The organism is Falsiroseomonas sp. E2-1-a4 (genome assembly GCF_051433165.1).
GTDB lineage: Bacteria > Pseudomonadota > Alphaproteobacteria > Acetobacterales > Acetobacteraceae > Falsiroseomonas.
Window position 1 is genome coordinate 120,789 of sequence record NZ_JBHMFS010000017.1, and the last position, 10,352, is coordinate 131,140.

The window sequence follows — 10,352 nt, forward strand, 5'->3', positions numbered from 1 at the left end:
GGTATTTCCTGGGCCATATGTATGGACATTCATCTTTTGGCAGCGCGGCCCGCACCCCACTTCGACCCCTTCAGCACGCAGGACGGGAAACCCGGATGAGGCTTTCCACCCGTGGTCGGTATGCCGTGATGGCGATGGTCGAACTGGCCGCGCGCGATGACGAGTCGGCGGAAGCCTGCCGGGCCGGGCGGCAGGTGAGCCTGGCGGAGATTGCCCAGGCGCAGCGGCTTTCGCTGGCCTATCTCGAACAGCTTTTCGGCCCCCTGCGCCGCGCCGGCCTGGTCGCCTCCACCCGAGGCCCCGGCGGCGGCTACCGCCTGGCGCGCCCGGCGCGGGAGATTTCGATCGCCGTGATCGTCGATGCCGTGGATGAACCGATCCAGGCCACCCGCTGCGAGGACGGAGGCCCTGGCTGCCTGGCCGGGGAACGCTGCCTGACGCATGACCTCTGGGCCGAACTCGGCAACCAGATCCACCTGTTCCTGACCGGCGTGTCGCTGGAGGATGTGGTGCGGGGGCAGATCGCCGGCCGCGCCATGGCCCCCCTCTGCGCCGTGGCGCCGCCGGTGGTTGGGGACCATGACCCTCTACCTTGACGCCAACGCCACGGAGCCGCTGCGGCCTGCGGCGCGGGCGGCGGTGCTGGCGGCGCTCGACCTGACGGGCAACCCCTCCTCCGTTCATGCCGCAGGGCGCGCGGCGCGGCGGGTGCTGGAGGCGGCGCGGGACCAGGTGGCAGCGCATTTCGGCGCTGGGCCGGGAGAGGTGGTGTTCACCAGCGGCGGCACGGAGGCCAATGCGCTGGCCATCCGCGCCCTGTCCGCGGGCCGCCGCGTGCTGGCAGGCGCCACGGAACACGCCGCCGTGCTGGCCGCCGCGCCGGGCGCGACCCTGCTGCCGGTGCTGTCCGATGGCACGCTGGACCTGGATGCGCTGGAGGCGATGCTGGCGGGACCGCCGGCGCTGGTCTGCCTGATGGCGGCGAACAACGAAACCGGCGTGATCCACCCGCTGGCTGAGGCCGCCGCGCTGTGCCGGGCCCATGGCGCGCTGCTGCATGTGGATGCGGTTCAGGCGGCGGGGCGGGTGCCGGTCTCGCTGGCCGCGCTGGGGGCGGAAAGCGTGGCGATCTCCGGCCACAAGCTGGGCGGGCCGAAGGGGGCCGGCGCGCTGCTGCTGCGGCCAGGGCTGGCATTGGCGCCGCTGATCGCCGGTGGCGGGCAGGAACGTGGCCGGCGCGGCGGGACGGAGGCATTGCCGGCAATTGCCGGCCTCGGTGCGGCGGCCGAGGCGGCGGACCCGGCGCAGGCCGCGCGGCTGGCTGCGCTGCGGGATGTGATCGAGGCCGGCTGCCTGGCTCTTGGCGCACGGGTGGCGGGGCAGGGCGCGCCACGTCTGCCCAATACCACCAATCTGATCCTGCCCGGCGCGGCGGCGGAGACGCAGGTGATCGCGCTGGACCTGGCCGGGGTACAGGTCTCGGCCGGTGCGGCCTGTTCCTCCGGCAAGGTCGGGCGCAGCCATGTGCTGGCGGCGATGGGGGAGGCGGAGGGCGGCATCCGCGTCTCGCTGCCCTGGAATGCGCCGGAGGATGCGGCGGAGCGTTTCCTTACGGCGTGGTCGGCCATGCGAAATCGCCTCTCCCGCCGCGCCGCTGCCGGGGCCAATTGAACGCCATGACCCGCCCCATCTACCTCGACAACCACGCCACCACCCCGGCCGACCCGCGCGTGCTGGTGGCGATGCGGCCCTGGTGGGAGGAGAATTTCGCCAATCCCGGCTCCGTCGAACACGCCATGGGGCGGGACGCCGAGGCTGCGGTGGCCGAGGCCCGCGCGCATGTCGCGGAACTGATCGGCGCCGAGCCTTCGGAAATCCTGTTCACCTCCGGCGCGACGGAGGCCAACAACCTGGCCATCAAGGGCGCCGCGCGCTTCGCCGCCAGCCAGGGCAATGAGCGACGCCGGGTGATCACCCTGGCCACCGAACACAAATGCGTCCTGGAAAGCGTGAAGGACCTGGCCGCGGAGGGTTTCGCGCCGCTGATCCTGCCGGTGCGCCCGGATGGGTTGCTGGATTTGTCGGAGTTGGAAGCGGCATTGGCGGCGGAACCGACGCTGCTGGTCTCCGTCATGGCGGTGAACAACGAAATCGGCGTGGTGCAGGACGTGGCGGCGATCGGCGCGCTGGCGAAGCAGCATGGCGCGCTGTTCCACACGGATGCGGCGCAGGCGGCGGGGCGGGTGCCGATCGATGTGGCGGAAATTCGGGCCGATCTTCTCTCGCTGTCCGGCCACAAGGTCTACGGCCCCAAGGGCATCGGCGCGCTGTATGTGCGGCGGCGTCCGCGGGTGCGGCTGGCGCCGCTGTTCTCCGGTGGCGGGCAGGAACGCGGGCTGCGCTCCGGCACCCTGCCGGCGCCGCTGATCGTGGGGTTCGGCGAGGCTTGCCGGATTGCGGCGCTGGAAGGGATGCTGGATGCCGGCCGCATCGCCGGGCAGCGGGACCGTTTCCGGGCCGCGCTGGAGGCTGCGGTGCCAGGTCTGGTGGTAAACGGCAGCACGCAGGCCCGCGTTGCCGGCAACCTGTCCCTGTCCTTCCCCGGCGGCGTCACGGCCCAAAGCATCATGGCGGCGGCCCCGGAGGTGTGTGTTTCCACCGGCTCGGCCTGTTCCTCGGCCGAGGTCGAGCCCTCATATGTGTTGCAGGCGCTGGGTTTGCCCGCTGACCAGGCGCGCGCGACCTTGCGCATCGGGGTGGGCCGCTTTACCTCGCCCCTGGATGTGGATCGAGCAGCCGCGGCCCTGGCCGCCGCCTGGCGCCGAGCCATGGAGTCCTCGAACAGGAATGGCGCCTCGGGGCACACCCCCAGGACAAGCGCGGCGGAGTAGTGGCTGATATGCCGAAGATGACCTTCATCGAGCGGAACGGGGTGGCCCGGGTAGTGGACGCGCCGCTCGGACTTTCGGTGCTCGAGATCGCGCACAAGCACGGCGTGGATATCGAGGGCGCCTGCGAGGGCTCGCTCGCCTGCTCCACCTGCCATGTGGTGGTGGACGGCACCTGGTACGGCAAGCTGGCCGATGCGACGGAGGATGAGGAGGACATGCTCGACCTCGCCTTCGACCTGCAGGAGACGTCGCGCCTCGGTTGCCAGATCATCATGACGGATGCGCTGGACGGGCTGGTCGTCAAGCTGCCCGCCGGCACCCGCAACGCCGGCGGCTGATGATGCAACCGGGCATGCCGCCTTGGGAGGATTTCGGCACGGAGGGCGGGTTGTTCCGCCGGCTGCGCACGGAATGCGCGGCGGATTGGCGAGCCTATACCTGGCACGCATTCTGCCGCCGACTGTCCGATGGCAGCCTGTCGCTGGTCGCCTTCCAGAACTTCCTGATCCAGGACTACCTGTTCCTGATCCAGTTCGCCCGCGCCCAGGCGCTGGCCGTCTTCAAGGCAGAAGGCCTGGAGGCGATGCGGGAGAAGACAGCGTCGATCCAGGCGATCCTGGCCGAGACGACGCTGCACCTGACCTATTGCGCCGAATGGGGCGTGCCGGAGGCCACGGTGCGCGGCACGGCGGAATCGGCGGAGACCGTCAGCTACACGCGCTACGTCATCGATCGCGGCCTCGCGGGCGACATCCTGGACCTGGAGGTGGCGCTGGCCCCCTGCACGGTGGGGTACGGGGAGGTCGCGCTGCGCATCCTGGCGGACCCGGCGCGGAAGGTGCAGGGCAACCCCTATCAGGGGTGGATCGACGCCTATGCCGGCGAGGAATACCAGAAGCTCGCCCGCGCCGCGGCCGCGCGCATCGATGCGCTGGGCGAAAGCCACGGCGGCCAGGCGCGCTTCCCCATGCTGGCGGCGACCTTCGGCGAGGCAGCACGGCTGGAGCAGCGCTTCTGGCAGCAGGGGCTGGACGCCGCCGCCGCATGAGAGTGCTCGTGGCCATGTCCGGCGGCGTGGACAGCAGCGTGGTGGCAGCCCTGCTGGTGGAGCAGGGGCACGAGGTGGTGGGCGCCACCCTGCAACTGTATGACCACGGCGCAGCCATCCAGAAGAAGGGCGCCTGCTGCGCCGGCCAGGACATTCATGATGCGCGCCGCGTGGCGGAAAGCCTCGGCATCCCGCATTACGTGCTGGACCGCGAAAGCCGCTTCCGGGCTGCCGTGATTGATGATTTCGCCGCGACCTATGCGCGCGGCGAAACGCCCATCCCCTGCATCCGCTGCAACCAGACGGTAAAGTTCCAGGATCTGGTGGAACTGGCCCGCGACCTCGGCTGCGAGGCGCTGGCCACCGGCCATTACGCCCGCCGCGTCGAAGGCACCCACGGCGCGGAGCTGCACCGCGCGGCGGACCCGGTGCGGGACCAGTCCTACTTCCTGTTCGCCACAACGCGCGACCAGCTCGATTTCTGCCGCTTCCCGCTGGGCGACATGCCGGACAAGGCGGCGGTGCGCGCGGTGGCGGAACGGCTCGGCCTCGCCGTCGCCGCCAAGCCGGACAGCCAGGACATCTGCTTCGTGCCGGAAGGCAGCTACGACCGCCTGGTGGCGAAGCTGCGCCCCGAAAGCGCGGAGCCGGGGGAGATCGTGGACCTGTCCGGCCAGGTGCTCGGCCGGCATGAGGGCATCGGGCGCTACACGGTGGGGCAGGGGCGTGGCCTCGGCCTTGGCGGTGGTTCGGGCGAGCGGCTGTTCGTCAGCGCCATCGAGCCCGGCCGCCGCCGCATCGTGGTCGCGCCCCGTGCCGCGCTGGCGCGGACGGAGGCGGTGGCCGGTGAGGTGAACTGGCTGGTGGACCCGCCCGAGGCGCCGCGCCCCGTGCAGGTGAAGCTGCGCGGGCGGGAAGCGCCGCGTGGCGCGACGGTGGCCTGGGACGGCGCCGGGCAGGTGATGCGGGTGACGCTGGAGGAGCCCAACATTGTCGCCGCGGGCCAGGCCTGCGTGGTGTATGATGGCAATCAGGTGCTCGGCGGCGGCTTCCTGCGCGCTGCCAGCGTTGACAGGGCCGGGGCGGCGGCGTAATCGCGGCCCCGCCCACGAGGCTTGCCCCATGGGACTGACCCGGGGCGGCGTAGCTCAGCTGGTTAGAGCACGGCACTCATAATGCCGGGGTCAGCGGTTCAAGTCCGCTCGCCGCTACCACAGTCCCCATCTCGTGGCCCTCCCCTCATCGCTTGGCAGCACCTCGCCCAGGGAACCCGCGCCGTTTCCCGCTCGTTGCACGCCTCGACAATCCGGGGCGAGCATGGCTGAAACCCGTCGTGGCTTGGTGTGGCTGGCAAGGTTTGGATATGCGGCGCGCGGCGCGGTGACTCTCGCGGTCGGGCTGCTGGCACTGATGGCCGCACTGTCCCGGGGCGGTGAGGTCACCGGTTCGCGTGGCGCGATCGAAACCGTCTTCACCCAACCCTTCGGCGTCGCGCTGATCGCGGTCGGGGCGCTTGGCCTGTTCGGGTTTGCGCTCTGGCGCCTGTGCCAGGCGCTGCTCGATGCCGATGGCCGGGGACGTGACGCGAAGGGGCTGGCGGTCCGCGCCGGGCAGGCCGTTTCGGCCGTCGCCTATATCGGCCTCGGGATCTTCGCGCTGAACCTGGTGCTGGGAAGCGGTGGCAGCGGAGGTGACGAAGACCAGTCGGCACGCGACTGGACCGCCTGGTTGCTGAGCCAGCCCTTTGGCCGCTGGCTGGTGGCCGGCGTGGGTCTCGCCGTGGTTGGTGCGGCGCTGGGCATGGGCTCTCAGGCCTGGACCGCCCGCTTCCGTCGCGACCTCGCCTGCGACGCGCGCGCCGCGCGCTGGGTGGTGCCACTGGGGCGGGCCGGGTATGCGGCACGCGGATTGGTCTTCCTGACGATCGGCGGCTTTCTCATCCTCGCCGCCTGGCAGTCAGATCCGAGCGAGGCACGCGGCCTGGGCGGCGTGCTGCTTGCGCTGCAGGCGCAGCCTTATGGCCGGGGTTTGTTCGGCTTTGTTGCCGCGGGGCTCGCGGCATTCGGCGCCTTCCAGTTCGCCGAGGCCCGCTACCGGCGGATCCACCCGCCACGGCCAGAAGCGGCCGCCGCGGCGGCCTTGCATGCCGCCCGGCCCGGCTGATCCGACCCGTTACGCCGGCGGCAGCCGCAGCGCTCCGTCCAGCCGGATCGTCTCCCCGTTCAGCAAGGGGTTTGCCGCAATCGCCAGCACCATCGCCGTAAATTCCGCAGGCTGGCCGAGCCGTGCCGGGAACAGCGGCATCCTGCCCAGGCTCTCCCGCGCCTCCGCCGTCAGCGTGTCCATAAGCGGCGTGTGGAACAGTCCCGGCGCCAGCGTCACCACCCGCACGCCGAAGCGTGCCAACTCGCGCGCCGCCGGCAGGGTCAGCGCCACGATGCCGCCCTTTGACGCGGCATAGGCGCATTGCCCGATCTGTCCCTCAAAGGCGGCGATGGAGGCGGTGGCGACGACCAGGCCGCGCTGGCCGTCCGGCAAGGGCTCGTTCGTGGTCATGCGCGCGGCGGCGAGGCGCAGCAGGTTGAAGGTGCCGACCAGGTTGACGCGGATCACCCGCTCGAACAGCGCCAGGTCGTGAGGACCCTGGCGGCCGGCGACGCGACCGGCCGGGGCGATACCGGCGCAGGCCACGGCCAGGCGCAGCGGGGCCAAGCCGGCTGCTGCCTCCACCGCCTGCGCCATCGGCGCTTCCTCCGCCACGTCGCCCACCACCGCGATGCCGCCGATGCGCGCGGCGACGGCCTCCGCAGCCTCCCGGTTGATGTCGAGCACCACCACCTTCGCGCCGGCTCGGGCCAGCGCCTCCGCCGTCGCGGCGCCGAGGCCGGAGCCGCCGCCGGTGACCAGAGCGGATGCGTTGGAAAAATCCATGCTCAGTTCTCCCCCGCCTTGGCCGCGCGTTTTTCCAGGAAGGCCGCCAGCCCCGCCTGCGCTTCCGGCCCGGTCTGGGCGAGGGCGGCCATCATGCTCTCGACGAACAGCCCGTCTTCCTCCGCCATGTCCTGGATGCGGGGCAGGGCGTGGAGCACGCCGAGCACGGTCAGCGGCGCCATTGCCGCCACCTTCGCCGCCAGCACCCCGGCCTGGTCCGCGGCGGCGCCCGGATCGGTGAGGTAGGTGATAAGCCCGGCGCGCTCGGCCGCCGCGGCATCCAGCGCGCGGCCGGTCAGCATCATGTCCGTCATGCGCGGGGCGCCCAGGATGCGAGCCAGATGCACGCTGGCGCCGCCGCCCGTGAAGATGCCGCGCGTGCCCTCCGGCAGGGCGAAGATCGCGGTGCTGTCGGCCACGCGGATGTGGCAGGCGCTGGCCAGTTCCAGCCCGCCGCCGACGCAGGCGCCGTGGATGGCGGCGATCGCCGGGATGCGGCCGCCGCGGACGCGGCGGAAGGTGGCGTGCCAGGATCGGGAATGGTGGAACACCGCCTCCGCGCTGCGGACGCCGTGTTCGGACAGGTCGAGGCCGGCGCAGAAGCAGGGGCCGTGGCCGAACACCACCATGGCGCGCGCCTCGCTTTGCGCCTGCGCCACCGCCGCATCCAGCGCGGCCAGCAACGCATCATTGATGGCGTTGCGCTTGGCCGGGCGGTTCAGGCCGATCCAGGCGACGCGGTCGCGCAGTTCCAGGCTCACCAGTGCTTCGGACATCGGCGCCTTCGTTTGTTATGTACCATAACGATAAGGCCGGGCCTGGGACCCGGCAAGCGCTCAGGCCTCGGCGATGCGGCGCAGCGCGGCCAGCAGGGCGCGGCGTTCGGCCGGGTTCAGCCCTTCCGCCAATGTGCCCTCCGCCTTCGCCTCCGCAGCCTCCCCCTGCCGCAGCAGGGCGCGGCCGGGGGGCGTCAGGCGCAGGCAGTTGGCGCGGCGATTGCCCTCCTCCTCCGTCCGGCGGATCAGCCCCTCCTGCTCCAGGGCCGCCAGCAGCACGGTGAGGTTGGAGGGCTTGATGTGCAGCGCCTCCGCCAGCAGGGCCTGGCGGATATCCGGATTCGCCTCCAGCATCAGCAGCACGCCGAGGCGGCCGGGCGTCAGTCCCAGCGGGCCGAGGCCGCGATGCAGCGCATCGAAGCTGGCCTGCTGCGCCAGGCGCAGCCAGAAGCCGAGCTTGTCGTCGAGCGGTGAGAGGTCGGGCTGCTCCGGCACCGTGCGGGCCTCGGCGGTCAGGCGGCGGGGCTGGGCCATGGCGCTGGCTTACAGGATTTCACTTCCCGCTTGGAAGAGGGCGCGGGCCATACTATTATGGTACATAACAATCAGGACGCCGCTTGCCGGCGCGGGGAGGAAGACATGTCCGCAGCCCGCAAGCCGATGGGCGCCGCCCCCGTGCGCATCGCGCGGCGGCCGGATGGCGTGGTGCTGGTCAGGCCGGTGCCGGCGCTCGGTGCCTATCCGCGCAGCCTGACGGAACGGTTGGAACAGCATGCCCGCGAAGCGCCGGAACGCACACTGATCGCGCAGCGGGATGCGGGTGGCGATTGGCGGCACATCAGCTACGTCCAGATGTGGCAGGCGGTGCAGGCGCTGGGGCAGGCGCTACTGGATCGCGGGCTGTCGGCGGAGCGGCCGCTGGTGTTCCTGTCCGGCAACTGCCTGGACCAGGCGATGCTGACCCTGGCGGCGCTGCATGTCGGCGTGCCGGTGGCACCGGTCTCGCCGGCCTATTCGCTGCTGGCCAAGGACTTTTCGAAATTACGGCACTGTCTGGCGCTGCTGACGCCGGGGCTGGTCTTTGCCAATGACGGTACGCGCTTCGCGGACGCCATCGCCGCGGCGGTGCCGCAGGGAACGGAGGTGCTGACGGCCGCGGCGATGCCCGGTCTGCTCGCCACCACCGCGACGCCTGCCGTGGCCTCTGCCGCCGCTGCCGTGCAGCCGGATGACGTGGCAAAAATCCTGTTCACCTCCGGCTCCACCGGCCAGCCCAAGGGCGTGATCAACACGCATCGCATGCTGTGCGCCAACCAGCAGATGCTGCGGGAGGCGTTTCCCTTCGTGGCGGAGGAACCACCGGTGCTGCTGGATTGGCTGCCCTGGCACCACACTTTCGGCGGCAATCACAATCTCGGCCTGGCGCTGTACAATGGCGGCAGCTTCTACATGGATGACGGGCGGCCGGTGCCCGGCGGCTACGCCGAATCGCTGCGCAACCTCCGCGAAATCGCCACCTCCATCCATTTCAACGTGCCGCGCGGCTTCGAGGAGTTGGTGCACCACCTGACGCAGGATGCGGCGCTGCGACGTGTTTTCTTCTCCCGGCTCCACATGATGTTCTATTCCGCCGCCGGCCTGCCGCAGCACATCTGGGATGCGCTGGATGCGCTGGCGCTGGCCGAATGCGGGCGGCGCATCCCGATGTTCACCGGCCTCGGCGCGACGGAGACAGCGCCCTTCTGCCTGATCGTGCGGGAGGATGCGTCCGAGTCCGGCGCCGTCGGCCTGCCGGCGCCGGGCATCGAGCTGAAGCTGGCGCCGCTGGCGGGCAAGATGGAAGCGCGCGTGCGCGGCCCCTCCATCACGCCCGGCTACTGGCGCAACCCGGCGGCCACCGCCGCCGCCTTCGATGACGAAGGTTTTTATAAGTTCGGCGATGCGCTGGTCCCGCTGGATGCCGCCGATCTGCACAAGGGTTTTCGGTTCGACGGTCGCATCACCGAGGATTTCAAGATGGGGACCGGCACCTGGGTCAGCGTCGGCCCGCTGCGCGCAAAGCTGGTCGCGGCACTGGCGCCCTATGTGAAGGATGCGGTGATCGCAGGGCAGGACCGCGACAGCCTGGCCGCCATCTTGCTGCCGGAACGCGAAGCCTGTTCCGGCGTGGCGGATCTGGCGGCGCGGCTGGAGCAAGGGCTGACGCTTCTGGCCGAAACGGCCACCGGCAGCTCCAACCGCATCACCCGCGCCGTGCTGCTGCATGCGCCGCTGTCGCTGGATGCGGGCGAGATCACCGACAAGGGCTCGATCAACCAGCGCGCCGTGCTGGCGCAGCGCGCGGCGCTGGTGGAGCGCCTCTACGCCGACCCGCCCGGGCCGGACATCATCTGCCTGGCGGAGATCACGGCATGACCGCGCTGCACACCGAATGGCGCGACGCCTGGCTGCTCGCCGGCGCCCGCACGCCCTTTGCCGATCTGGGCGGCGTGTTCGGGAAGATCTCGCCGATCGATCTGGGCATCGCGGCGGCGCGAGGCGCGATCGCCAAGGCGGGGGTGGATGCGGCGGAGATCGGCCATGTCGTCGCCGGCTCCGTCGCGCAGGCGAGCTTCGACGCCTACATGCTGCCGCGCCATATCGGGCTGTATGCGGGCGTGCGGATGGAGGTGCCGGCGCTGCTGGTGCAGCGCGTCTGCGGCACGG

The 10,352-nt window shown here is 71.2% G+C and carries 12 protein-coding genes and 1 tRNA gene; 10 read left to right on the top strand and 3 right to left on the bottom strand.

Annotated features, from left to right (window positions below):
- The first annotated feature begins 95 nt into the window (after window positions 1-95).
- The 8 genes from ACFHNC_RS18360 (at window position 96) to ACFHNC_RS18395 (ending at window position 6,102) form a co-directional block, all read left to right on the top strand.
- Window positions 96-596, top strand: a complete 501-nt coding sequence (locus ACFHNC_RS18360; protein ID WP_437170686.1) for an Rrf2 family transcriptional regulator — start codon at window positions 96-98, stop codon at window positions 594-596.
- The gene (locus tag ACFHNC_RS18365) at window positions 580-1,671 is read left to right on the top strand and encodes a cysteine desulfurase family protein (RefSeq protein WP_437170687.1); all 1,092 of its coding nucleotides are present in this window, start codon (window positions 580-582) and stop codon (window positions 1,669-1,671) included. Before ACFHNC_RS18360 ends, ACFHNC_RS18365 begins: the two co-directional genes overlap by 17 nt.
- Window positions 1,672-1,676: 5 nt before the next feature.
- The gene (locus ACFHNC_RS18370) at window positions 1,677-2,891 is read left to right on the top strand and encodes a cysteine desulfurase family protein (RefSeq protein ID WP_437170688.1); all 1,215 of its coding nucleotides are present in this window, start codon (window positions 1,677-1,679) and stop codon (window positions 2,889-2,891) included.
- 8 nt (window positions 2,892-2,899) lie between these two features.
- Window positions 2,900-3,229 carry a ferredoxin family 2Fe-2S iron-sulfur cluster binding protein gene (locus ACFHNC_RS18375; RefSeq protein ID WP_437170689.1) on the top strand — a complete coding sequence of 110 codons (330 nt, stop codon included), beginning with the start codon at window positions 2,900-2,902 and terminating at the stop codon, window positions 3,227-3,229.
- A gap of 14 nt (window positions 3,230-3,243) precedes the next feature.
- On the top strand, window positions 3,244-3,939 hold the full coding sequence (locus ACFHNC_RS18380; RefSeq protein ID WP_437170690.1) for a TenA family protein: 696 nt from the start codon (window positions 3,244-3,246) through the stop codon (window positions 3,937-3,939).
- The gene (gene mnmA, locus ACFHNC_RS18385; RefSeq protein ID WP_437170691.1) at window positions 3,936-5,033 is read left to right on the top strand and encodes a tRNA 2-thiouridine(34) synthase MnmA; all 1,098 of its coding nucleotides are present in this window, start codon (window positions 3,936-3,938) and stop codon (window positions 5,031-5,033) included. The genes ACFHNC_RS18380 and mnmA overlap by 4 nt, the downstream gene beginning before the upstream one ends.
- A 43-nt stretch (window positions 5,034-5,076) precedes the next feature.
- A tRNA-Met gene (locus tag ACFHNC_RS18390) sits at window positions 5,077-5,153 on the top strand.
- 127 nt (window positions 5,154-5,280) lie between these two features.
- On the top strand, window positions 5,281-6,102 hold the full coding sequence (locus ACFHNC_RS18395) for a DUF1206 domain-containing protein (RefSeq protein ID WP_437170703.1): 822 nt from the start codon (window positions 5,281-5,283) through the stop codon (window positions 6,100-6,102).
- 9 nt (window positions 6,103-6,111) lie between these two features.
- Here ACFHNC_RS18395 and ACFHNC_RS18400 read toward each other — a convergent pair whose 3' ends face one another.
- The 3 genes from ACFHNC_RS18400 to ACFHNC_RS18410 are packed head-to-tail and all read right to left on the bottom strand — an operon-like array spanning window position 6,112 to window position 8,180.
- Window positions 6,112-6,870, bottom strand: coding sequence for an SDR family NAD(P)-dependent oxidoreductase (locus tag ACFHNC_RS18400; RefSeq protein WP_437170692.1), 759 nt, complete (start codon window positions 6,868-6,870; stop codon window positions 6,112-6,114).
- A 2-nt stretch (window positions 6,871-6,872) separates the two neighbouring features.
- The gene (locus ACFHNC_RS18405) at window positions 6,873-7,646 is read right to left on the bottom strand and encodes a crotonase/enoyl-CoA hydratase family protein (protein ID WP_437170693.1); all 774 of its coding nucleotides are present in this window, start codon (window positions 7,644-7,646) and stop codon (window positions 6,873-6,875) included.
- A 60-nt stretch (window positions 7,647-7,706) separates the two neighbouring features.
- Window positions 7,707-8,180, bottom strand: coding sequence for a MarR family winged helix-turn-helix transcriptional regulator (locus ACFHNC_RS18410; protein WP_437170694.1), 474 nt, complete (start codon window positions 8,178-8,180; stop codon window positions 7,707-7,709).
- Between the two features lie 105 nt (window positions 8,181-8,285).
- Between ACFHNC_RS18410 and ACFHNC_RS18415 the strand changes: the two genes are divergently transcribed.
- Together ACFHNC_RS18415 and ACFHNC_RS18420 are read left to right on the top strand one after the other, a co-directional pair.
- Window positions 8,286-10,061 (top strand): feruloyl-CoA synthase, encoded by a 1,776-nt coding sequence (locus tag ACFHNC_RS18415; protein WP_437170695.1) that lies wholly within the window; start codon window positions 8,286-8,288, stop codon window positions 10,059-10,061.
- Window positions 10,058-10,352 (top strand): hypothetical protein (locus tag ACFHNC_RS18420; protein ID WP_437170696.1); only part of this gene is annotated, 295 nt, incomplete at its 3' end. The genes ACFHNC_RS18415 and ACFHNC_RS18420, both read left to right, overlap by 4 nt.